The sequence below is a fragment of the Nocardioides sp. NBC_00163 genome (assembly GCF_045206295.1).
Taxonomy (GTDB): Bacteria; Actinomycetota; Actinomycetes; order Propionibacteriales; family Nocardioidaceae; genus Nocardioides.
The window spans coordinates 5,702,953-5,726,481 of sequence record NZ_CP108155.1 but is presented as its reverse complement, the minus strand read 5'-3'; the positions used below and the strand labels follow the sequence as shown (position 1 = coordinate 5,726,481).

General features: G+C 65.1%; 19 protein-coding genes. 9 read left to right on the top strand and 10 right to left on the bottom strand.

Annotated features, from left to right (window positions below):
* Nucleotides 1–81: 81 nt before the first annotated feature.
* Entirely contained in the window at nt 82–1,011 is a 930-nt protein-coding gene (locus OG801_RS27375) for an SUMF1/EgtB/PvdO family nonheme iron enzyme (protein ID WP_406032217.1), read from the bottom strand.
* 12 nt (nt 1,012–1,023) lie between these two features.
* Complete coding sequence (locus tag OG801_RS27370) at nt 1,024–1,809, bottom strand: aminotransferase class IV (RefSeq protein WP_406036312.1); 786 nt, start codon at nt 1,807–1,809, stop codon at nt 1,024–1,026.
* Between the two features lie 122 nt (nt 1,810–1,931).
* Between OG801_RS27370 and OG801_RS27365 the strand changes: the two genes are divergently transcribed.
* The 3 genes from OG801_RS27365 to OG801_RS27355 are packed head-to-tail and all read left to right on the top strand — an operon-like array spanning nt 1,932 to nt 3,491.
* Entirely contained in the window at nt 1,932–2,627 is a 696-nt protein-coding gene (locus OG801_RS27365) for a TetR/AcrR family transcriptional regulator (RefSeq protein WP_406032215.1), read from the top strand.
* A gap of 38 nt (nt 2,628–2,665) precedes the next feature.
* A complete protein-coding gene (locus OG801_RS27360) occupies nt 2,666–3,148 on the top strand; it encodes an HAD family hydrolase (RefSeq protein ID WP_406032213.1) in 483 nt (160 codons plus the stop codon).
* The gene (locus tag OG801_RS27355) at nt 3,042–3,491 is read left to right on the top strand and encodes an HAD family hydrolase (RefSeq protein ID WP_406032212.1); all 450 of its coding nucleotides are present in this window, start codon (nt 3,042–3,044) and stop codon (nt 3,489–3,491) included. Before OG801_RS27360 ends, OG801_RS27355 begins: the two co-directional genes overlap by 107 nt.
* 86 nt (nt 3,492–3,577) lie before the next feature.
* On the opposite strand, the gene OG801_RS27350 is transcribed toward OG801_RS27355, so the two are convergent.
* Together OG801_RS27350 and OG801_RS27345 are read right to left on the bottom strand one after the other, a co-directional pair.
* On the bottom strand, nt 3,578–3,931 hold the full coding sequence (locus OG801_RS27350) for a hypothetical protein (protein ID WP_406032210.1): 354 nt from the start codon (nt 3,929–3,931) through the stop codon (nt 3,578–3,580).
* 5 nt (nt 3,932–3,936) lie between these two features.
* Nucleotides 3,937–6,372 carry an AAA family ATPase gene (locus tag OG801_RS27345; protein WP_406032208.1) on the bottom strand — a complete coding sequence of 812 codons (2,436 nt, stop codon included), beginning with the start codon at nt 6,370–6,372 and terminating at the stop codon, nt 3,937–3,939.
* A gap of 357 nt (nt 6,373–6,729) precedes the next feature.
* Here OG801_RS27345 and OG801_RS27340 point away from each other — a divergent pair, with 357 nt between their 5' ends.
* Entirely contained in the window at nt 6,730–7,359 is a 630-nt protein-coding gene (locus OG801_RS27340) for a DUF6642 family protein (RefSeq protein WP_406032206.1), read from the top strand.
* Nucleotides 7,356–7,772, top strand: coding sequence for a GIY-YIG nuclease family protein (locus OG801_RS27335; protein WP_406032204.1), 417 nt, complete (start codon nt 7,356–7,358; stop codon nt 7,770–7,772). The genes OG801_RS27340 and OG801_RS27335 overlap by 4 nt, the downstream gene beginning before the upstream one ends.
* A 456-nt stretch (nt 7,773–8,228) precedes the next feature.
* Here OG801_RS27335 and OG801_RS27330 read toward each other — a convergent pair whose 3' ends face one another.
* The 4 genes from OG801_RS27330 to OG801_RS27315 form a co-directional block, all read right to left on the bottom strand.
* The gene (locus OG801_RS27330) at nt 8,229–8,903 is read right to left on the bottom strand and encodes a hypothetical protein (RefSeq protein WP_406032202.1); all 675 of its coding nucleotides are present in this window, start codon (nt 8,901–8,903) and stop codon (nt 8,229–8,231) included.
* A gap of 165 nt (nt 8,904–9,068) precedes the next feature.
* Nucleotides 9,069–9,383 carry a hypothetical protein gene (locus OG801_RS27325; RefSeq protein WP_406032200.1) on the bottom strand — a complete coding sequence of 105 codons (315 nt, stop codon included), beginning with the start codon at nt 9,381–9,383 and terminating at the stop codon, nt 9,069–9,071.
* Nucleotides 9,384–9,506: 123 nt separating this feature from the next.
* Complete coding sequence (locus OG801_RS27320; RefSeq protein WP_406032198.1) at nt 9,507–14,921, bottom strand: AAA domain-containing protein; 5,415 nt, start codon at nt 14,919–14,921, stop codon at nt 9,507–9,509.
* A 323-nt stretch (nt 14,922–15,244) separates the two neighbouring features.
* Nucleotides 15,245–16,930, bottom strand: a complete 1,686-nt coding sequence (locus OG801_RS27315; RefSeq protein WP_406032196.1) for a DUF262 domain-containing protein — start codon at nt 16,928–16,930, stop codon at nt 15,245–15,247.
* Between the two features lie 429 nt (nt 16,931–17,359).
* On the opposite strand from OG801_RS27315, the gene zwf reads away from it, so the two are divergent.
* Nucleotides 17,360–18,811 carry a glucose-6-phosphate dehydrogenase gene (gene zwf, locus OG801_RS27310; RefSeq protein ID WP_406032195.1) on the top strand — a complete coding sequence of 484 codons (1,452 nt, stop codon included), beginning with the start codon at nt 17,360–17,362 and terminating at the stop codon, nt 18,809–18,811.
* A 20-nt stretch (nt 18,812–18,831) separates the two neighbouring features.
* On the opposite strand, the gene OG801_RS27305 is transcribed toward zwf, so the two are convergent.
* Nucleotides 18,832–19,635 carry an alpha/beta fold hydrolase gene (locus OG801_RS27305; protein ID WP_406032194.1) on the bottom strand — a complete coding sequence of 268 codons (804 nt, stop codon included), beginning with the start codon at nt 19,633–19,635 and terminating at the stop codon, nt 18,832–18,834.
* Nucleotides 19,636–19,712: 77 nt separating this feature from the next.
* Here OG801_RS27305 and OG801_RS27300 point away from each other — a divergent pair, with 77 nt between their 5' ends.
* Nucleotides 19,713–20,552, top strand: a complete 840-nt coding sequence (locus tag OG801_RS27300; RefSeq protein ID WP_406032193.1) for a helix-turn-helix domain-containing protein — start codon at nt 19,713–19,715, stop codon at nt 20,550–20,552.
* Between the two features lie 32 nt (nt 20,553–20,584).
* Nucleotides 20,585–21,601, top strand: coding sequence for a 5'-3' exonuclease H3TH domain-containing protein (locus OG801_RS27295; protein ID WP_406032191.1), 1,017 nt, complete (start codon nt 20,585–20,587; stop codon nt 21,599–21,601).
* Between the two features lie 7 nt (nt 21,602–21,608).
* Here OG801_RS27295 and OG801_RS27290 read toward each other — a convergent pair whose 3' ends face one another.
* Nucleotides 21,609–22,517 (bottom strand): NAD-dependent epimerase/dehydratase family protein, encoded by a 909-nt coding sequence (locus OG801_RS27290; RefSeq protein ID WP_406032189.1) that lies wholly within the window; start codon nt 22,515–22,517, stop codon nt 21,609–21,611.
* Nucleotides 22,518–22,591: 74 nt separating this feature from the next.
* Between OG801_RS27290 and OG801_RS27285 the strand changes: the two genes are divergently transcribed.
* The gene (locus tag OG801_RS27285; RefSeq protein ID WP_406032187.1) at nt 22,592–23,512 is read left to right on the top strand and encodes an AraC family transcriptional regulator; all 921 of its coding nucleotides are present in this window, start codon (nt 22,592–22,594) and stop codon (nt 23,510–23,512) included.
* Nucleotides 23,513–23,529 lie beyond the last annotated feature (17 nt).

Sequence of the window (23,529 nt, the reverse complement as noted above, 5' to 3'; positions counted from 1 at the left end):
AGACCTACCGCAGATTGAGTACGTCGGATCAACTTAAAATCGCACGACATCTCTTCGAGGACGGTGACATGCGGCCCTTAGCTAGCCGCTAGGCGGCGTCACCGTCGCGCACCGGAAGCCGGTGTCGTTGTCGTGCATGGTGGCGTCGGCATCGTTGAAGGCGCTCGGGCGACCGGTGAACAGGGGGCTGGTCCAAGCGCCGCCCTTGAGTTCGCGCCGACGGGGTGTAGCGGCGGTCTGGGTCCATTCCCAGACGTTGCCGACCATGTCGTAGGCGTAGAACGGGCTGATTCCGGATTGGAAGCGGCTGACCTTGGAGGTGGTGCCGAGGCCGGTCTCTTTGACGTTGCACTTGGCGGCGGTGTGCTCGTTGCCCCAAGGCCAGATGTTGCCGTTGGGGCCTCGTGCGGCTTTCTCCCACTGTGCGGCGGTGGGAAGGATCTTGCCTGCCCAGTCGGCGTAAGCGCATGCGTCGTTCCAGGTCACCTGGGCGACTGGATGCGTGTAGAGGTCGAGGGGGCAGCGGCCGTCGGGCCAGTGCTCGGGGGCACGGTGGCCGGTTGCGGCGACGAAGCGGGCGTAGTCAGAGCCCGTGACCGGGTGGACGTCGAGCCAGAAGGTGTCTTCCCAGCGAGGTTCGTCCTCGAGACCGGCCAGATAGATGCCGGCGGTCACCTCGACCATGAGCTTGCCGTCGCGCGGATGCTTGACGAAGTGGTCGCCGAGGACGGGATCGGGTTCTGGGTCGGCCACGACGGGGTAGGTGGTTTCGCCGTCACGGGTCAGGAGGTTGACCAAGCGAGCGTGGACATCTGACGGGGCCTGGCGCAGGAGATTGTCGAGCATGGCTTGGGTGATCGGTCGCAGACTGTGCCCCGAGCCGGCGGCTTCGGCCTTGGCGATGCCGCGTTCGGAGACCTCGAGTCTTGCAGCGAGATCGGCCTGGCTCCATCGTGCTGCGACCCTGAAGGCACGCAGCTCGACGCCTGACCACTCCGGGACGATCGCCATGGCTGGTGTGTCTCAGATCCGTTGTGCGGGGATGGCGGCGTACACCCGCTGCAGTTCAGCGATCACGGGATGATCGGGATCGAAGCTGTGGCCGTCGATCGCGCTGATCGGGCGTACCCCGATGCTGGCGTTGGTCGCAAACGCGGCCGGAATCTCGCCGATCTGATCGAGCGGGACGCTCTGTGGCCTGTGCTGGCCGGCGGCTTGGAGGAGCGCCATCGTGACCCCTGGAAGAACTGGCGCATCGGGCCAGATCACAGCCCCGTCGACGGTGATGAACCCGATGTTCCAGGTACTGCCCTCGGAGATGTTCATGCTGACCGGATCGATGAACAGCACGTCATCGAACCCAGCCTTCTTGGCGGTGACGCGGTGGTGGAGCGAGCTGAACAGGCCAACATGTTTGACCTCAGGGGTGTCGCGCTGGAACGCGATTGTCTTGGCCCGCAGTGGTGGCAGCGATCCGCCACCCCTGAAGCGCGAGGTGATCAGAGGGACCGGGCGAGCGGCCACCGTGCCGATGTTTCCGAGGTTGATCGTGGGGTCGAACATCGTCACCCGCAGTGTGTAGGACCCGCTTGATCCGGCGATGGCCGCACGGACGTCAGCAATCAAGGCGTCCTTGTCGAGATCGGCGTCGAATACGGTCTTGGCGTTGCCGAGCAGGCGTTCGATGTGGAGATCGAAGCCGCGTACGGCGCCGTCTTCGACATGCATCGAGGTGAAGTGGCCGTAGCCGGTCAGCGCGAGTGCGTTCAGCTCGGCGGCGGTCGCTTCGATGCCATGGATGGTCGCCATGGCGATCACCCTGCCATGAAAGTGCAGAAAAGTTCAGGAGGTGGTCGAGGTCGGATCGTTCCGGCAGAGCACGTCTCAGACGAGCGTGGAGTCATCCACTCGCCGTCCCAAGGACATCGATCATGACAACGATCCAGATGGGTCCCGGCCGACCACGGCATACGGGATCTCGATCATCCGAGCGCCCAGCACGGGAGGAGATCCTCGACCATGCCGCGCGGATGTTCGTCGAACGCAGCTTCTCCGGCACGTCGACGCGTGAGATCGCTGAAGCTTGCGGGATCCGCCAGGCGTCGCTCTACTACCACTTCTCCGGGAAGGACGACATCCTCGCTGAGCTCCTGCATCTGTCGGTACGACCTAGCCTCGACAAGGTCGAGAAGATCGAGGTCGAATGCCCGGTCGAGGTCCCGGAGGCAGCCCTCTATCTTCTCGCGCTGATCGACGTAGACACCTTGGCGAAGGCCCCTCACAACATCGGCAAGCTCTATCGGATGCCCGATGTCCGAAACAGCGGAGTCTTCCGAGAGTTCAAACCTGCACTCCAGGAGTTGAGTGCCGCGTACGCACGGCTCGGGGTTAAGGTCGCCAATGGCCCGGTGGCGGCAGCGATCAGCTGCAACCAGCTGGGCGGGCTGTTGGTCCAGGTGGTCGAGGTCGTGATCCGAATCCGCTCCGGCGACGATGAAGTCACCTCAGCCCAAGCGCATGCCGTCGCCGCGACCTGTCTGCGAGTGTGCGGCGTGTCCGAGAATCGGATCGCGCTTGCGTCGGCAACCGCTGAAGATGTCATGGCAGTTCTGAACGCAACACCTTGAATGACCATGACCTACATCACCAGCGAAAACGGAACCCCTTGAGCACCTTGATCCTCAGCGACCTCGACGGCACGCTCCTCGGCCCCGGCGCCTCGCTTTCGACGTCAACCCGTGACGGCATCAACGATCTCGTCGCCAACGGCCTGCAGTTCACCTACGCGACCGCCCGCTCGTACGTCTCCGCGGCTCGAGTCACCGATGGGCTCGACCTGCGGGTCCCGGTCACCGTCTCGGGTGGGGCGTTCCAGCTCGACCCGGACAGCGGCGCGATCCTCAACGAGGAGCGCATCCCGGACGACGACCTGGACACCGTGCTTCGGCTCTGCCGCGAGCACCGCGTTCCGCCGACCGTCTACAACGGCACTCCGATGGCCGAGAGGGGCGACCTGGGTCGAGGACGAAGAGTCCGACGGCATGCGCCGCTTCCTTGCGGACAGGGTCGGGGACCGACGGTTTCGTCCGGCCCCTGGGTGGGCGCATCTCCCCCGCGACGGCGTCTTCTACGCAACCATCATCAGTGAGGCCCTGGCGATAGCTGACCTGACCGTCGACATCGCGACTGCCACCAATGGCAGGCTTTCCCTGATCGCGCAGATCGATACTCACCACCCTCAAGACACGTACCTCGAGCTCAGCGCCGCTCGGGCCACCAAGGCCCATGCCGTCGCCTGGCTGCGCGACTACCTGGACGTCGACCAGGTCATCGCCTACGGCGACAACCTCAACGACCTGCCCATGTTCGGGGCAGCCGATGAGGCATACGCCGTCGCCAACGCCGCCCCGGAAGTCCTCGCTGCCGCCACGGGGGTCATCGGCGCGAACACCGAGGACGGCGTCCTGCGCCACCTCAACGCTGTCCGTTGACACCAGAGCTTCGTCGCGACGGCGCGACCTTGCTCGGGCGCCACGTCACGACGCGTACTTCAAGGACGTGAACCAGCTTGGTCGGTCTATCCGGGCGGCGTGGCCAGACACACCCGAGTGACCATCTCCAGCAGATGGCGTGCCTGTCCGACGGTCGGCGTGAGCTCGTACGCATGGTGATGGCACAGCTCGGAGAGCCCTAGCCAGGCGTATCGGGCCGTGCGGGCGAGGTCTGGGTCGTGGTCTGCGAGGGCCGACTCCAGGCAACCGAGCTTGGTTCGCATCGTGGCGGAACCCACATCGTGACCGTACGCACTCAGCAGGTTGTGAACGCCGTCCTCGAGCGCTCCGCGGGCGAGCCAACAGGCACCACGGATAGCCTCTGATCCGATGACGACCTTACCGTCGAAGACGGCCGCGGCTTGGCCCAGAAGGGCCATCGCGGTCACTTCGCGCCCGCACGGATATCGTCGACCAAGTCGCGCACGTCCTTCCAGGCATCAACCGGGTTCTTGTTGGTCAGACCTTTGTGGAACCCGGACGACGTGATGCCGAGGCCGACACTCCGATACCCGCGGGCAAGCCAGGGGCTTAGGTCCTTGCCTGAGGCGCCGTGAAGGGCGAGGCCCACCTTCTGTGAGGTCTTCTTGGCGTCTGACCAGCAATTCTCGACGTCGGTGAGGGTCGCACCGTTCCCCAGTGCCATGGCGAAGTAGCGGTCGTGAGCGGCGGCTTCGACAGCCATTCGAAGCATGCCGGGCAGCAATCGGCGCTTGGTCGCATCCGGCAACTTCCCGTCCTTGGCCATCGCCTCAGCGTCGTCGAGGTAACGCTTCGCGGGGTCGAGCGCCGAGTGGATGGTCACAACGGACTCGGCTCCACGTGACACCTGGATCAAGGTAGCGTCGAATCCTGCCCTGCGTACGGCGGCTGCAAGGCGGTCATCGTGAGAGAAGACCACTACCTGCCGGGTCTGGGCGAGCTCGGTGAGGGCCTTCAGCAGACCATCGACCTTCGCCGGATCCATCGCCTGAACAGGGTCATCGAGCACGACAAACCGGAACGGGCTGTCCGGCAGACTCGCGCGCGGAAGGAAGAGCGCAAGAGCAAGCGCGTGCAGCTCGCCTTGGCTGAGGACGGCCATGCCGCCTGCGTCCGCGCCGTCTACGGCCGAGGTGATCTCGACGCGGCGGTGCGTGTTGGCACCCTTCAGCTCCAAGTCGGAGATCTCGACGTTGCTCTCCTGGCGCAGGTCCGCCCAGATCTCCTTGGCCCGCTCGGCGATCGGCGCGAGCAACTCGTTCTTGATCGACGTGTCGTTGTCCTTGAGCCACCTCAAGGCCTTCTTGGCAACGTCTACGCGAGGCTTGGCCTGCTCAGCCGCCTCGGCTTCATCCGCGTACGCCGCAACCCGGGTCGCAAGACGGGACCATGCGTCGTCACGCTCGGCCAACACCGGCGCAACCGCCTTCTGCAGGTTTGTCAGCTCCTCCGCCACACCTGCGAATGTGAGGTCGAGATGGCCTGCCAGCGCGGTCGGCTCAGCCGGCGCTGCCGCCCAAGACCTCCAAGCTGCGAGGGTACGTCGGCGCTGCTGGTCCAGGTCACCTGGCAGGTCCTCTGCGAGCATGGCCGGCGGGGCAGCAACCAGCGACCGAGCGGCGGCCGCGGCGGTGGAGAGATCCTCGCGGGCGGCGCGAAGCCCGGAGAGCGCAGTTCGAGCACGGTCTGTCTCCGCGCGTAGTTCCTCGACCCGAGCAGCGTCAAGCATGCCGTCGCCGCAGACTGGGCATACCTGATCACCATCGTGACTGTGGATGGACAGCGCGGCCGCGGCCACGTCGACTCGACGTTCCAACGGCTCCAGCGCCTGGTCCCCAGCCACAGCAAGCGCCGCCACCGCTGCATCCAGGTCGTCCCGTACCTGGCCGATGATCTGTTCACCCGGCAGGCTCAGGCCGAGGATCGCTGGGAGCGGCGCGGAAAGTTCCGAGGCGTCGTCGCTGCCGACGCCTGTGGCGAGAGCACGGAGCGCGTGGATGTCGGGCTTCGCCGACTTGACCAGCTTCAGCGCCTGCTCGGCGCGCTCATCGTCAGATTCGCCGATGAGCTCAAGCACCTCCGTCTTCATTGCCTTTGCCCGATTCACCGGCGTCGCGACGCTCTTGTGGTAAGTCTCAAGGCGCTTGATGGCGTCGGTCAGTTCCTCGGTTCCCAGCACGGTGGCCAGTGCGTCATAGAGCTTGCTCCGCTCCGAGGTGAGCAACGAGCCGAGCTCGTCGTAGGTGAGCACGGGACGAAACGTCTGTGCCGGCCCGGTCCACCCGAGCGCCTCCAGGCCGTCCTGACGAGGCTTGCCGTGGCGCTGCACCGTCGCCTGCACGTCGGTCAGATCGGCGTCCGGCTCCCAGCCGAGCTCAATCCGAGTGGAGTGCTCCCCCTCCTCCGCAAGGTCGACGGAGATCCGGGTGAGGTCTCCGGCGTGCAGGTTGCGCCACACGTCTTTCCATTGCACGCTCTTCTTTTCGAACCGGTACGTCTGCCCCGTGACCGCCAGCTCCAGGGCCTCGGCCAAGCTGGACTTGCCCGACCCGTTTCGCCCGGCGACCACGGTCAACCCCGGTCCAGGTTTGAGCTCCAACGAAGTCTCCGCACCGATCCCCCGAAACCCCTGCACGCTGATCCGCCGCAAGAACGCCCCAGCGGGCTCAACAGGTTCAAGGTCGATCTCGGGCGTCTCCACGGTCGGCGCCTCGTACGAGTCCAACGACGCGAGCGCCGTCTCACCCTCGAGCGCGGCCCAGACCACGAGCGTTACGTCATCCGCCAGCGTAGGGTCCGCCTCGGCCCGTGCTCCCACCACTTCTGCCAGGTTCTTCACTCACCCGACCGTAAGTAATCAGCACGTTGGTGTCCGGAGGTGCGTTCGATGTACCCAAGGTTCGGGAAAGCACCCTCCGAAGCTCCCAGCGACGGATGTGGTGCCCTAGGGCGGACGCGAGGCAGGTCGCGACGGAGTTCAGCACGTTCGTCCGGTTTCCGGAACAACTGCTTTGGCATCGACGTCCCTGCCTGGTCGCCTCCTGGGTCCGTTGGCCGATTGCTCGCCGCATTACCCGATGTTGGGCACAACGGCTGGTAGGAACATCGGATCACTTCCGGGTACCCGCGCAGGTCCTTAGAGTCGACCCGAACGGGGAGCAACTCCACCCGCAACTGACTCCTCGAAGGAGGAACGATGGCGACGAACGGTGTCTTCTGCCTGGAAGGCGAGTGGGATGCGGACCTTCGCAAGCGCACCTCAGTCCTGCCCGTGCTGGAACTCCTGGAACGACTCGGCGCGATCAAGGCTATCCATCGGAAGGTCGCCACCACCGGTGAGGTCGAGCACTACCTCAACCTGTGGGGTCAAGCCCGGTACAACGACTATCTCGTGCTCTACCTGGCTGCTCACGGCGACAAGGGATGGCTGGCCTGGTCGAGCCGCAACCACACCAGTCTCGACGACCTCGCCGAGGTCCTCGGTGAGAGTGCCGCTGGCTGCTACATCCACCTCGGCTCGTGCCTCACGTTGTTCAACGAGAAGCAGGCAAGCTCGTTCGTCGAGAAGACCGGCGTACGCGCACTCCTCGGTTTCCGCACCTCGGTCGACTGGGTCGAGTCGGCGGCCTTCGAGACGCTCCTTCTGTCCAAGCTCGCCGAGTACGCGCCGACTCGACGACGAGCCGGCACCTTCTTCAACGGGATCATGGCTCTCCAAGGCGACCTCGCCCGACGCCTCAAGTTCGTCATGGTCACTGCGGACGAGACTCTGAGGAGCCAGGACTGGTCACCTGGCAAGAGGCTTGCGGCCGACTTGGTCCCATGAGCACGAGCTCAGAATGGGCAGCGCTGTTCTCCGCCACGCGTCTCGCCACCGCAAGCTTGTCCAGCAGCGAGATCCCGCGCTCTCCAGGCGTGTACGCCTGGTTCCAGGACGGCGAGTGCGTCTACCTAGGAAAGGCCAGGAACCTGCGTGCCCGACTCGGTACGCATCTCAGCTCGTCCTTGGACCTGAGCCGCAGCACCCTTCGAGCCTCGGTCGCAGTCAAGACGCTCGGAGTCACCCGTAAGCACGCCCGCAGCCGACCGACGGTGATGACGCCTGAACAGATCGCTGTCGTCAGCGAATGGTTCGCGACCGCCGAGATCAGCTGGCTCGAGTGCGAGACGCGCGAGGAAGCAAACGCGCTTGAACGTCGACTCCTGGCGAGTCGGATGCCTGCACTGAACCTGATCTGACGGCAAACGTCGGCATCCATCGCCAAGCGTCAAGCCGTTACTTAGACTCGTCGGATCTTGCGCCTGCGCTGGCCGATCCGAACGCGCTTAGGACGTCCGCATCTGCGGGCGGTGTAGTGGCGCTCCATACGCGGGCATAAACCACCTCGACGAGGGGCCAGACTTGGTCACGTCCGTCCTCCGCCGACTCGAGGTGATGTGCCAAGTCACCCGACACTACGAACTCGTGTGGGATGACACGCCCAGCCGTGTCGCGCCGACCACCTGGATCCGGGAATCGCAGGGCAACCTTCCGTCCGGCCCGCCCGTAGGTCAGGGGACCATCCGCAAGCTCCCTGAAGATCCGTTCATACTCCAGGAGCGGATCGGACATCCCACCCCGAAGTAGGAACCGAAAGCCCCAACTACGCCCACGGGTCGCCCAGATCAAACGCTCCGTCAAGTCCGGCGTCGCGCTCACGTTCTTCTCCGCAGCAAGCCGTCGGCTCTGCCCCGCTCCAGGTCAATCTTGAACTGCGTGAGTGTGGCCGCCAGATGGTTCTGGGCTTCCCGAGCCTGGGCATTCATCTCCTTGAGGCGGTCATTGACGAGCAGGGCAGCATCGATGATCGCGGGAACCGCTGCCCTAGCAGCGAGAGATCCGACCCTGGGGATCATTGACAGCAGTAACTCAACCAACTGCCTGTTGTCTGTAAGCAGGTTCGCGAAACCGCCAGCACCTGTCGCGAAAGCGCGGAGCACTGTCATTGGGATCTGTGTCTGCTCCATCCACTGAGCAATCCGCTCCAGGGGGAGCATGAAGGCGACGGGCAGGATCAGGTCGAGGCCGACCTGACTCCGCACATCGATGTCGACGGGCTCAGGCCCTGCCGACGAGAGTTCAAACTTGGCCGACGAGAGCAGCATGAAGTCCTCACCGACGGAGAGCGCTTCGGGTGCTGACACCATCGGCTTGAGCGTCTCGAGAAACATCGCGAGATCTTCACCTGCCTTCTCCATAACAAGGTCGTGGAAATCATGCACGTTCCATTCCGGGAACAGGTCGGCCTTCGACAGAGCGACAATCCAGATCCGCGGGAACCTGGTCAGGGGACCTTTGTCCTGGAGGATGTCATCCTGAAGGTGGAGCATCCCTTGCCGGAAGTTTCTGAAGAGCGCCTTGAGGGGCGATGTGCTGCTCTTTGACGTCCAGGGGCATGCCGCGAAACGTAACGATACCCGTGTCCCCTCGGACCCCTGCTTTCAAGTCCGTACCCCACATTGGGGAGGCGAGTACACCAGTCCGTGGTCGTGTGATCAGAGACGGTCGATCCAGGTGTCCTCGTCACGTTCGTCCCAAGCTGAACTCGACGAGGAGGGCGAAGCGGCCTTCCGGGCGTGCAGCCCCTCGAGAAGCGGGCGGACCTTGTCGTACGTCAGGTCTTTCAGGGCAGTGATCGAATGACCAATGATCTCCTCAACGACCATCTGCCGTTCGGACATCTCCGTCACGCCCAGATTGTCCAACGCAGTTCGCAATTGCTCGATCTGCCAGGCGGCCGCAGGCTGAACCGCGGCCGGCTGCTCCTCAGGCTCGTCGCCGAACCGAAAGAGCATGTCGTCGTCTGTCACGTTGGGCATCCTAGAACCGGCGCCCGCCAACCGCGCTAGGTGCCTGCGGGGTCAGCAGAGGCCACCACACTGGATCGCCGACCACGCCCAACAGGCCTTTGCCCTTAGGGTCGTAGCTTCACGTCACCGTGATCCAGCCGCGGGCTTCGCGAGGGTGAGGGTGTCGTCATCAGAACGGAGGACGTCGTCGGTCGCGATGAGCCGATTGATGGCCTCGTTGATGCGTCGCTCGACGATAGCGCCCGTCCTCGTCCACCCGAAGACTCGAGCGATGCCCTGCACCGCTTCGGACCGAGTCACGGCGCCCACGTCGCGAATAGTCAAGACTGCCGCCATAGCAAGTTCATCGAGATGAACCTGTTCAACCTTGCGGGCAACGCCGTCGCCCGGGGTTCTCACCAGAGTCACGTCAGCCGCTGGCGCCAAGAGGAATGCGCCGTCGCGGACAACCTGCGCCCGTTTGATTGCCATGTCGATGTTCGCGCGGATGTTCACGCCGATGCGGCCGACATTCCACCAGGCCCGGAGACGTTCGTACGCCACGTCGAGATGAACCGGCGTCTCGTGCGCGACGAGGGCTTCGATGGCTTCGACCATGTGAAGATGGTTGCCTGCTTCGCCGGGGTCTACCCATCGAGGCAGACCCCGGGCCGGGGCCACCGTGTACGAGCTTGTCCAGGTCGGTAGAGCTGCGATGTCTGCCTGTTCGGTCTCAACGACCGGTCGTTCGACGGGCGGCACCCGCTTCGTTCGGCTCTCGAGGGGTGCAGCGATCGCTTCCTCGATTGCAGCCCGTAGTCGGGTCTCCTCGATCGCGCGGTCGCGGTACCAGGCGGTACCCCAGATGCGGTGGAGTCGCCAGCCGAGGCCGACGAGGATCTGATCACGGAGCCGGTCGCGGTCGCGAGCGGCTGGAGCGGAGTGATACTGGTAGCCATCACATTCGATGCCGATTGCGAACATGCCAGCGTAAGCGGGGTGGCGGACGCCGATGTCGATGCGGAAGCCAGCGGCTCCGACCTGTGGTTCGACGACATAGCCCCACCCCTGGAGAGTTGCGATGACCGACTCTTCGAACGGCGAGTCGGGATCGAGTCCGGTCGACGAGTAAGGGACGGCGAGCGTTTGTGGGCCCTTCTCGGCATAGTCGAGGTAGCCGCGGAAGTACTCGACGTTCTCGTTGGTCGAAGGCGGGATCTGTCCAGCGTGCATGGATGCAACGACCTCGACCCGCTGCCGAGCACGGGTAATGCCGACGTTGAGGCGCCGCCATCCCTTCTCCTTGTTGAGTGCGCCGAACCCGGTTGACACCTTGCCTGCTTCGTCCGGGCCGTATCCGACGGAGAAGATGATGACATCGCGCTCGTCGCCTTGAACTTGCTCCAACGCACGGATGAAGAAGCCGTCGAGGCGGTCCTCGGTGTCGAAGAATCGGTCGAGGTCGCGCCTGTCGACTCTGGCTTCATCGATGGCGTTCTGCACTGCATCAGCCTGGGCGACGGAGAACGTCACCACCCCGAGCGTCAGGGTTGGACGGTTGGCGAAATGTTCGATGACCCTTTCGGCGACCTTTGCCGCCTCGATCGGGTTGTAGGCACCTCCCCCACGGCGGTAGGTGCCGTGGGCATGGAAGAACTCGACGCCCACGTCGTCGCCTTCAGCGTGCGCGGAAGGGAATGTGACGAGCTTGCCCTCGTAGAATTTGTAGTTCGAGTACGCGATCAGGTCCTCGTGTCGGGATCGGTAGTGCCATCGCAGACCAAGGTTGTTGAACGCTCCTGACGCCTTCGCCAACTCCAATACTGACTGGAAGTCCTTGACGTCGGTCTCCTCGTCTTCGTCATCGGCCATGCGCTCAAAGAACGAGGTAGGAGGAAGCTGCTTGTCGTCGCCAGCCAGGATGAGGGCTTTGCCACGGTAGATGCAGTTGATGGCGTCCCCCGGCGTCACCTGTGATGCCTCGTCAAAGATGACGACGTCGAACGTCATATCGGACGGCAGGTACTGCGAGACTGCCAAAGGCGACATCATGAAGACCGGCTTGATGCTGGGGGTGACGGTGCGAGTCAGCGACATCAGGTCACGAACTGGCTTGTGCTTCCTCTGCTTGCTGCCTTCGCGACGGATCACGCCGGGTTCGCCCATGGTCGTGTTGACCGGGCGACGGGCGTTGGTAGCAAGAACGATGTCAGCGGTCGCCGTCTTGAGGAGGTCGCGGTCGAGGGTTCGGTACTCCTCGACGAGCGAATCGCGGTCCCCCGCGAGTAACGGCCGGAGTCGCGCGTCGGCTTGGATCATCGCGTCCAACCAGCCCCGCAGCAGAGCTCGGTTGACGACGTTCGGAACCTCGCGCTCGGTCAGTCGCTGCTGAATGCAGAAGTCGACGGCGGTGTCGAGTCCGCGTGCGGCGAGGTCGGCGTACGCGTGTTGGTAGTCGAACCACTCCTGCTGACCAACAGTGTCGCCTCGGAGGTCGGCTGTCAGTTCCAACGCACCGCTGTAGTCGTCAAGTTCCGCGGCGAGTTCACGGTGACGCTGGGGAGCGAAGGCGCTGATGATCCTGCTGCTTGCCTGCATCCATCTGTCGTAGGCGGGCCACGTCGCCTCGACAAGATTGGAGTCCTCCAGCGCCTTTACCTGGCTGGTTGTGAGCGGTCCCTTTGCGATCGAGCGAAGGCCGATTGCCCATCCGATTGCTTCGTCGAGCAGGTCAAGGTCGGTTTCCCCGAATTTGAAGACGTCCCCGAGCGCCGCTCGATAGGTCGCTTCGGCGGCGACGATCTCTTCGGTGCCACGTTTGGCGTTGGCGACGAGTTCGACCAGGTCGTTGATTTCGGCCAGCGTGTGTATGCCACCAGTAATGCGCGCGACGGCGTTGATGCGGGCTGCTCCGCGCCGGGCTGGCTGGACATGGGCAGTGAGCCAATCGATGGCATGGCCGATGGATCCGAGCACCAATTCGAGCCGACCTGACAGCGCCGGCGCCGGTCGAAGTTCGCGTTTCCACCTATCGATATCGGCACGCGCAGCATCTGCGACGGTCTGAAACGCGTCGTTGGATTCAGTCCCTGTCAGGTAGGTCACCAACGCTGCGGGCACCTCGCCAGCAGTGAGGGTGAGGACTTCTTCCACGATCCTGAAAGCGAGGTCGAGGGAAACGAAGTCTGTGTCCCGCCCTGCCCAGTGTGCACCCAGCGCTTCGCCTCGAGCTGCGGCAAGCCTTTGGAAGGCCTGGTTGGAATCGCCCCACTCGACGGCGTCGGCGAGATGCGTGATACCGATCTTGACGTCGGCTGCATCGGTGAGCAGTCCCGCTACGGCTCGTTTGTCCATGCGGTAGTTGCCTGAGAGTTTCTTCAAACCCTTGTGGAGGTTGGCGAACCGATCCTGCAGATCGGCCAGCGGAGCGTGAAGAGCCGCTGGGGTGAAGACCGAGGCTGCTTTCGTCTCAGCAGCGGCCAATGCAACGACATGCTCGCGCATCTGAGCTGCCAGGGCACGTGCATCTACCAACCCGGTGGGTGTGAACCATCGGCGGTCCGGGCGGGTGTTCTGGGAGCGCAGGTCGATCAGTCGAGTAATGCGTTCGATGTCAGAGAAGGTGTCCACCGGGGGGAGCCCAAGGTTGCCTGCCAAGGACGAGAGCGAGCCAACCCACTGCCCGAGCATCCGGGCGTCAGCCTCGAATCGGTCCGCGGTGGCGGACAGGTCAGCTGCCGATGACGTTTGCAGATCGACTGCGAGTGGTGAGACCGCGACTGGCGGCGGGGATGATGGTAGCGACCCCGGTTCGGGAAAGGCGGTCCACGGTCGCGAGCACGCTTGTAGCACTGCGCCCTCAGCGTCCCTCAACTGAGCTATCTGCTGGCCGATGCCTGCGCGCGCAGAGACCAATGACTCGATCGAATCAGCCGTAAGCCAACGTTCCAAGACACGATCTGGGTGTGGGCGATGCTGGTGCTCAATCAGCTCGATGAGCTGAGGGGTGTCGGAGGGCCTAGTCAGCTCGAATACCTCGACCAGGTCAGCGTTCAGCGCGACCGTACCTCGCAGTTCCTCGAGCGCGGATTCAGCCTGGTAGAGGCGTACCTCCAGCGACTGCTCGTCGACGACGTCGCGCCACAGGAACGAGTTACCCTGCGCAGCCGGGCGCCACGCACGTACGAGCTTTGCCAGAGTCTCCTGAATGCCGAGGTAGTCGCCTTCGCTGAGATCGGTCGGCGCGACCTCTGGGACCGGCGCGGTCGGTGTGCCCACGAGGTTCGCGTAGTCCCCCAGCACATGGTGCAGCGACTTGTTCAGTGGTTCGCGGATCTCGTTCATCGCCGCCGCGTAGTCATTGAGCGACTCCCGGCGGTCCTTGAGGGACTGGCGGGCAAGCGTCGGCATCTCCACGGGTGGCCTGGCGACATTGTCGAGCGTCTTCAAGAGCTCGGTCGCGACCTCTTTTCGACTGGCCTTGTGAGAGTGAAGTTCCATCAGGTAAGACCCGAGCCCGGCGGCGGCCAGACGGTTGCGTACGACATCGAGTGCCGCGATCTTCTCTGAGACGAACAGCACGGTCTTGCCGGCGTGGAGAAGCGCACCGATCATGTTGGCGATCGTCTGAGACTTACCAGTTCCTGGAGGGCCGTCCATGACGAAGGTCTTGCCTGCCAAGGCCGCGGCAACCGCGGTCCGCTGAGACGAATCGGCGTCCAGGACCAATGGCGTCGCTTCTGGCGGGGCGAGCCTGTCGATGTCCTCAGGATCGATCGGATCGAACTGGAACTCCCTCGACTGCTGCATCGGGTCCGATGTCGCCAATGCTCGCACCACAGGGTGGTCAAGAATGGTGGCTTCGTTGTCGGCCAGATCCTTGAACATCGCCTCTTTGGCGAAGGAGAAGGTAGCCAAGTAGACAGCGTCACGAAGCGTCCAACCGACGAACGTCTTGCTGGTGGTCAGCGCAGCGCGTACCTCGGCTAGGGTCTCGGAGACCGTGAGCCCCTCGATGTCCTGTGCAGTCGGAAGCTCGATCCCGAACTCCCTCAGCCGCAACGCGAGCGCAGGATTGATCACCGGGTCGTCCTCACCAACAGTGATGCGCGGCGTCCCCTTGGGCCCCTCGGGCAGCAGCTGCACCGGCACTAGCAAGACAGGGGAGACCATCGCTGTCTCATCAACGTCGCGCCAATCCAGCATGCCGAACGCGACATAAAGCACCGTTAGACCTCGATCGAGGAACTCTGCAGCCGCTCTCCGCATCAGGTTCCTGACCACAGGGCCTACCTCGCCGTCGGGCCTTGGCGAATGAAAAAACACCCCCGACGGGAGCTGGCGCGGCCCGTTCGAGTCATCAAGATCCACATCGCCGCGGAAAGCCTGCGACTTGCTAGACATCAGGAGGGCCAGGACGTCGTCAGCGTCCGGGGAGTCAATGAGCAGCGACGACGTCTTGGGCGCGCGGAACTTGATGAGCGCACTCTGGCGCGTCAAGCCAACGAGCCCGTCACGCCATGCCTTGAGAGCCGCTTTGATCTCGTCGTCCTGAGGCACTGTCCTACTCCCGATCACCACTCTGAGCCGACGTTCGTACGGCAGAAGCAGGATCTTTACGATTCGCGGGATCAGGCTCGAGAGGAGAACCGGCTACACCAATTTGGGTACGGCCAGTCTGGCCTCGTGCTCGCGGATGAGACCTGCCGCCCTCATGCCTGTAAGCCAAGCTGGGGGTGGCTTCCTCAAGACTTCGGCCCAGTCCAATCAACGCGTCGTCGGAGGCGTCGAGGTGTCCCGTGCGTGTCGCCTGGAGTGCCGGACAAACCCGTGAATCGAATATTCAAGCCGATCCGATGAGTAACATCGCGCGGCCCAGCACATCACGTCGCCAACGACCACTCATCGATCAAGAGTCCAAGAAGCGCCTCCTGGCGTGCCTGAATGACCTTCGGCGTCCATGCCTGCTTCCCGATGACCTGGGTAGTCAGCGCGAAGTTCGCCACGCCATTCGTGCTAGTGAAGTACTGACTCTTCTTGTAGGCGAAGTCGAAGTTGTTGGCGGTGGCGTTCTTTGCCCTGTTGAGGAGCACGAGATTGCCCAACTTGTGGGTCCACGCGACTCGTTCTTCGTCGGTAAAGTTCTGCCGCCACTCGCTGTCGCTGCTCGGAGTCTGTGGGAGCACGTGCTCGATGGTGATCTTGTCGTGCTCATAGACAACGCCCGAAGTTCTCGCCAAGATCTCGTCCGTGCGCAGGAGGATGAACTTGGTGATCTTACTGACGAGGTAGATGTCGCCGCCGAGGTGTTGTGTCGTTGCAGCGCGCTCCTCGGGCGAAAGTTCGAATCTGTCTGCATCGAGCCCGTGGCCGTCATCGAGTTGCTCGAGAAGCTCGTTGTAGCGAGCCACCCGTGGAGTTGTGTAGATGCGACGAACGAAGAGGCTGGCAGCCAGGCGCTCGAGTTTCCGTAGAAAGGCGTCCAGGAACACCGGGTCGTCAGCGTGGTTCTTCAGCGCCCATAGCGCAGCTGGCCGCCAGTCCTGGTTGTCGAACTGGGCAAGCCGCTGAAGCCAGCCGTTGATCAAGCTCCACTTCGGGTCCGACTTGTCGAAGTCACGATTGACCAGACGCATGTTGGCCTGAGCATACGGTGTGAGGAAGTCGTCGATGAAGCCCTTAGCGTTCGTCGGCAGGTACTTCGAGAGGACGAGCTCGGGGAACTCGATGAGCAAGCCCTTGACTCCCTTTTTCTTCACCACGAGCGTGCGTAGATGAAGGAAGAGTTCGGCGAACTGATCACGGCCCAGTTCCTGCTCCAGGTCCTCCCAGGTCTCGGCGTACGCCGCCCGCTCGTCGTCGTCCGCGATCTCCCCGATCACGGTCGACTTGAAGATGTCTGGCGCCGTCAGCGGCAGACCACGCGAGTTCATGACGCTGAAGATTCGGTACGCGCTCGTAAGGTCGGGAGTGCTGACGACCACGAGGTATGTGCGGCCTCCGAGCATCTTGAAGAGAGCCGTCCGCTCCTCGGCAGACCACCCGGCAAGCGCTCTGTACAGGGCTATGGCATTGTCACGGATTGACTTCTGGGAGTCGGTCTCCAGCGCCTGGTCGGACTGAGCCATCAAGTCATCAATCGAGCCGTCAGTCTGCACGTGCTTCTTGAAGAACTTCGCATCACGCTTGCGCAGCTTCAGCCGCACCCGTGCTGCCTTGTCGTCCCACACCACCTCAGGTTCCTCAACGAACTTATGAATGTCAGCCCGCAACGAGGCGTTGCTCGTTAGGTCTCGAAGCACAGCACACAGGATGGTCAACGTCGTCAGTCGCTGCTGACCATCAATCACCTCAGAGGTAGGAAGACCCTTCTGCTTCACCAGCACGATCGACCCGAGGAAGTACGGCTCGTCGCTCGTTCGGGTCAGGGCGTCACGGAGGTCATCGAGCAGCTGAAGCGTCTCGTCCTTACCCCAGGCATACGGTCGTTGGTACTCGGGGATCACGAAGTCATACTCCGCAGAGAAGACCTTGCCTACCTGCACCTCGCCGGCTTCAAGCAACTTCACTTGCACCAATTCCTCTCCAAAGTGTCGAGGCTGTTTGCCCGATTGCGGTTCTCGGGTGACGCTACAGCCTCGCCGCGGTGACGAGTTCGCCTTTGCATTGATGGACGCGCCTGTCACGCTGACCGCCGGCGCCGTGGCAGCCACCGACGGTGGGTTCTCGCTCATCGCGCAGATCGACACGCACCACCCGCAGGCCACCTACATCGAACTCAGCGCCGCGCGCACCACGTACACCCACACCGCCGCCAATGCCGCCCCGAAAGCCTCGAGGACGCCACGGGGGTCATCGATGCGAACACCGAGGACGGTGTATTGCGCCACCTCACGGCAGCCTGGGCAGCCGACACCGCGACCATGATTCCAAGCTGAACGCACCCTGGTAGCGCGAGTCCCTGGCACCGATTACCGCGGGTGGCGGAGACTAAGGATGTGCCCACCAAACCAGCCCCGCACGTACTCGTCCTCTTCGGCGCGACCGGTGACCTGGCCGCGCGCAAGCTGTTCCCCGGGCTGTATCGGCTCGCGCTCGCGAAGCGGCTTCCCGAGCAGCTCGCGATCATCGGCAGCGGGCGGCGCTCGCCCGGAACCGACGACGAGTTTCGTGACCAGGTTCGCCAGTCGCTGAAGGAGTTCGTCCACGAGATCGACGAGGGCGTCGCCGGGCCGCTGCTGGAGCGGATCCGCTTCGTACCCTCCTCCGCCGAGGACGGGACCGCGCTGGCCCAGGCGGTGCACGAGGCCGAGGATCGGCTTGCGCTGGAGAGCGGGCAGACGGTCGGCGACGTACAACGCCTTCTCTATCTCTCCGTGCCGCCGCAGGCCGTGGAGGGGATGGTCGGGATGTTCGCCCGGGAGAAACTGAACGTCCGCAGCCGGCTGGTCGCGGAGAAGCCGTTCGGCACCGATCTTGCCTCGGCGCGCGAGCTCGATGCCGTGCTCAGCGAGGCGTTCGAGGAGGTGCAGATCTTCCGGATCGACCACTTCATCGGGAAGGAGGCCGTGCAGAACCTGCTGGCGCTGCGCTTCGCCAACGGCCTCTTCGAGCCCGCCTGGAACCGGCACAGCATCGAGTCCGTGCAGATCGACGTACCGGAGAAGCTCACCGTCACCGGGCGCGGCAGCTTCTACGAGGGCACCGGCTGCCTGCGCGACATGGTCACCACCCACCTGTGCCAGCTGCTCGGGTTCGTGGCGATGGAGGATCCGCACGCCTTCCGCGAGGGCGCGATCCGCGCGGCGAAGGCCGCCGCCTTCGCGGCCGTGCGGCCGCTGGATCCGGAGCGCGTGGTCTTCGGGCAGTACGACGGCTATCGCGAGGAGCCCGACGTCGCCGAAGACTCCGACGTGGAGACGTACGTCGCCATCGAGGCGTGGATCGACAACGACCGGTGGCGCGGGGTGCCGTTCTACCTCCGCACCGGCAAGGCGCTCGCGGCCGGGCGACGGACGATCACGATCCGGTTCATCGACCCGAGACATCAGTGGCTGCAGCCGGCGGACCCTGGGCGCGCGGAGCCCAACGAGCTGGTTATCGAGCTCAGCGACGAGGCCCGGATCGAGATCGACGTCCGGGCCAAGCGCCCCGGCCCCGGCATGGCGCTGGTCGAGGGGGTCTTCCGCCTCGACCTCGCCGAGGACACCCCGGACGCCGGGCCGCTGGAGGCGTACGAGCGGCTGCTCCTCGACGTCATGAACGGCGACCGGACGCTGTTCACCAGTGCGCGCGAGGTGGAGCGGCTGTGGGAGATCTGCCAGCCGGTCCTCGAGCATCGGCCCGACGTGGAGAGCTACCCGCAGGGATCCTGGGGCCCGGAGTCGGCGCTCGAACTGCCCGTCGGCGGCTGGCGGCTGGGCAGGAAGCAGACGAAGCAGTCGACCTAGGCTGCGTACGGCACCGAGGTTCAGCCGAGGAAGTCGAGCAGCAACCGGGCCGTCTCGTCCGGCGCTTCCAGCATCGCGATGTGCCCGACACCGGCGAGGTACTCCACGCGCCCACCCGGCAAGACGTCGTACTCATGGGCCGATTCAGGGTTCCAGCGCGGGTCCGCGTCTCCGAAGACCACGAGCGGCTGGCGCCCCAGCCGTAGGAGCCGCTGCGGGATGCTCTGTTCGACGAGGTAGTCGCGGTTCGCCTGCATGATCGCCCTGAACGTCTTGAACGATGTCCGCCTCAGGTCATCGATGACCGCGTCGCCGATCGTCACCGGCCGTGCGGCGGTGGCGGCGATCCCCTTCCGGAGCAGTGCGTCAGTACGCAGCGGCCACACCAACGCACCGAGCGCAGCCCCGGTGAGCAGCTTGACCAGCGCGGGTTCTGGAAGCAGTGCCTCCATGCTCGGCCCGGTGCTGATCAACGCCAGTGGCCCGACCAGTTCCGGGCGTCGCTCGGCCAAGGCGGTGGCGACGTACCCGCCGCTGGAGTGGCCCACGACTGCCACATCCTTCGTGATCCCGAGGTCGTCAAGCACAGCAACGACACGGTCGGCCTGGTCAGGCACGGCGTACGTCGCCGCCGTGCTCGAGCTGCCGCAGCCCGGCAGGTCGATCCGCAGCACCCGGAACCGCTCGGCGAGCGCAGGGACCATCGGCCCCCACGTCGAACCGGTCGCACCGGATCCATGGATGAGCAGCAGCGGCGGTGCCGTCTCCGGCCCGTCCTGGAGCAGGTGGACACCGTGGGCAATGGGCGTGTCGTACGCAGTCATGCTCATGACGGTCTCGTGCAAACCCGCATCTCGTCTTGGACGAATGTCGCGCTTGCCTGCCGCCCTAGCCTTGCGTCATGGACTGGTCGCAGGTGGGCGTCACCATCCCCCGCGGGTCGCTCGGCGTCGCGCCGGTCCCGGGCGTCCACATGGCGGGTTTTCACTACTCCGGCACCGGTCCCGTCGACATCAGGATGGTTGCCCACCCGGCGGTCACCCTGCTCTTCGACCTCAGCGACCACGGCTGGACCGCGCATGGCGATGCCGGCACGCACACACGTGGCAGCGTCGCGATCGGGCTTCTGCCCGGCAACGTGAGCCTCACCGGCTCTGGTGCCGGCGCGTGCCTTCAGGTGCGCCTCTCGCCGGTTCTCGCCGCCGAGATCCTCGACACCGCCGGCCTCACCGGCACCTTCGCCGAGCTCGATGACGTCCTCGGACCGAAGGCGAGAAAACTCAGCTCCGACCTTCGAAGCACCACTTCGTGGGACGAACGGTTCGCCTTGACGCTCGACTTCCTCGGCGCTCGCCTGGACGGGCGACGGCAGGTCGACCGCGAGGTCGCGTACGCCTGGCAGCAGACCTCGCTTCGACAGGGCCGGGCCGATATCCACGCACTGGCCGCGGAGACAGGATGGTCCCGCCAACGCCTCTGGTCCCGCTTTCGGACCCAGCTCGGCCTCTCACCCAAGCAGGCCGCCCGACTCGTACGCTTCGACCACGCCGCCCGACTCCTCGCCGACGGCACTCCGCCCGCGGAGGCTGCAGCCCGGGCGGGCTACTCCGATCAACCGCATCTCAATCGCGAAGTGCGCTCGATCGTGGATACGACGCCTCTCGGCGTCGCCACCGCGCCCTGGCTTGCCATCGACCATGCCGCCTGGCCGACATTCATGCCGCGAGGCCGTCAGAGATAGCCATCGGACGTCCCGCGCCTACGATGGGCGCGATGTCGATGAACAGCTCGCCGAGCCCCCGCCGCCTCCTGCTCGTCGTCGACGCCCCGTCGCTGCTGCATCGCAACCACCACGCCCGCGCGCACACCCGGATGATCGACCGTGCCGGCCGGCCCGCCTGGGCGCTGCACGGCATGCTGCGCCAGATCCTCGACTCGATCGACGCCTTCGCCCCGGACGCGGTGCTCTTCGGCCTCGACGACCGCACCTCGTCCGTACGCCGGGACGCCTATCCCGACTACAAGGCCGGGCGCGCCGAGAAGGACCCCATGCTCGTCGAGCAGCTCGGCAGGGCCGGCGCCATGCTCGACGCCCTCGGGCTCGCGACCCTCACTCCCCCGGGCCTCGAGGCCGACGATGTCAACGCCTCCGGGGCGGCGTGGGCGGGCCGCAACGGCTGGAACTGCGTCGTGATCACCTCTGACCGCGACGCGTTCGCGCTGATCAGTGAGCACACCCAGGTCCTGCGGCTGATCAACGGCGGGATCAACGGCTCTCCCCTGCTCAACCCCGCCCGGTTGTATGCGATGTACGGCGTGCCGGCCTCTCGCTATCTGGAGTACGCAGCCCTGCGCGGTGACGCTAGCGACAACCTGCCCGGGGTGAGCGGCATCGGCGAGAAGACCGCCGCCGCCCTCCTCGACCAGGTCGGCCCGATGGAGGGCGTCTGGGCCGACATCGACCACAACTCGGGTCAGATGGTCACCGCGGTCCTCGACGCGTGGGCCGCCGACACCGGCGTACGCCGCATCGGCGCGCGCGTCATCCGCGCGCTCTCCGCGCCCGACGCCCGGGCGCGCTTCGACTTCAACCTGCGGATGATGACCTGCCGCGACGACCTCGATCTACGCCTCACCCCGGACGTCCCCGGCACCCCCGGCCTGCTCCCGCTCGACATCGACCGGGTCACCCGGGTCGTGGGCTTCCTCGGCGTCGACGCGACCACAGCGGTGGCGCAGCGGGTGCTGAGCACGAACCCCGCCTCGGCGGTCTCGCCGGCCGAAAGGTGAGCACAGCTCAGTTCGCCGGTGCCAGTTCGCGTAGAACATCGTCCAGCGGGGTGGGTTTCAGATCGAAGGCAGTCGCGGTCTCCGACCAGTCCATGACTGCCGGACGGCGATACAAGTACTGCATCTCCGGCATCTCCGCCGTGACCGGATCCGCGGTCGCCTGCGTGTGGAGTTCCTGCGGGGTCGTCTCGCGGATCGAGGGCATCGGGACCCCGGCCACCTCGGCGAAGCGGGTCGCCATCTCCCGGATCGAGATGTCCGAGGTCTGCGGGGTGTGCCACGCGCGGCCCCACGACTTCTCCGACCTCGCTACCGCGACCAGCGTTGCCCCCACGTCGCCGGTGTACGTCCAACTGTGTGCCACATCCAGGTTCGCAGGGAACACGACCTCCCGACCCGCGAGCACGTTCGGGGCGATCATCATGTTGAACAGCGCCAGCGCACCCACGCCCAGGTAGTCGCCGGGGCGTACCTCCGTGAACCGGATGCGGCCCGCCTCGTGCGCTGCGAGGCCGTCCAGGTACATCTGGGCCCGGACTTGGCCTTTGATGGTCGTCGGACGCAGCGGCAGGTCGGGGGTCAGCGGGTCGTCCACTGGGCCGTAGCCGTAGCCGTTGGACAGGCTGACGTACGCCGCGCCCGTGGTCTCCGCCGCTGACAGCAGGGCCGCCGACAGCGCGGGGGCTTCCTCCGGCCAGAGGTGGTATGCGGGCATCGCGCAGTTGATGATCGTGCCGGCCCCCCTGGCCAGCGCCGACAGCTGGGTGGCGGCGTCGGCCGCCACCAGCTCGATCCTTGGATGGGACGGACCGGTGCCGCGGCGAGTGACGACTCGAACGTCGTCGCCGGTTTGTGCCAGTAGTAGGGCGGTCGCGGTGCCGGTCGGACCTGCGCCGACCACAACATGTGAAGTCATGGCGCCGACATTATGGTCGACCGCGAAGACTGTAGATGGTTCAAAGTCTTCATTTGATGTCCTAGAGTCTTTCCATGGACGTTCTGAGCGACGTGTTGATCGCCCTGCGAACCGGGCAGCCCTCCGCCGCGCGGTCGTCGAGCCACGCACCGTGGGGTGTCCGGTTCCACCGCGGTCCGGCCGCCGGTTGTCACGTGGTGCTCGAGGGTAGTTGCTGGCTGCTCTCTGACCACGGCGAACCCCGCCGGCTCAGCACAGGCGATGTCCTGTTCACACCGCACGGCGACGGGCACTCGCTCGCCGACCACCCCGACAGCCCCATCGTCGACTTCCAGCCAGAATCGCACGGCTCCGAACCGCTCGGCGGGATGCGCATCGACGGCGCAGGTCCCGTCACCGAACTGCTGTGCGCCTACTACTGGTTCGACCCCGACCGGCCGCACCCTCTGCTCGCCGAGCTGCCCGCAATGATCCACGTGCCCGCGCGGGTCGGGCAGCACCCGTCGCTGCGGGCCACCGTCGAACTGCTCGGGCAGGAGGTCGCCGATCAACGCCCTGGCACCGAAGCCGCCGTGCGCGCACTGATCGACATGCTGCTGCTGTACGTGCTGCGCGCCTGGCTCGACGAGCAGCCCGACGGGCAGCCCGGCTGGGCCACCGCCCTGCGCGACCCCGCGATCACCACCGCGCTGCGGCAAGTCCACCGCCACCCCGAGAAGCCATGGACTGTCGAGGACCTCGCCGCCGTCGCCGGGCTGTCGCGCGCCGCGTTCGCGAAGCGGTTCACCACGATCATCGGGCAGCCGCCGCTGACCTACCTGACGTGGTGGCGGATGACCACCGCCGCCCGGCTACTCCGCGAGACCGACGAACCACTGCGCGCCATCGCCGCCCGCTGTGGCTACGCTTCGGAGTACGCGTTCAGCAAGGCCTTCAAGCGTGCCTACGACGCCGCGCCGGGCTCATACCGGACGGCACTCAAGCGCACGGCGTAGCGCCCGTCGCCTTGGCC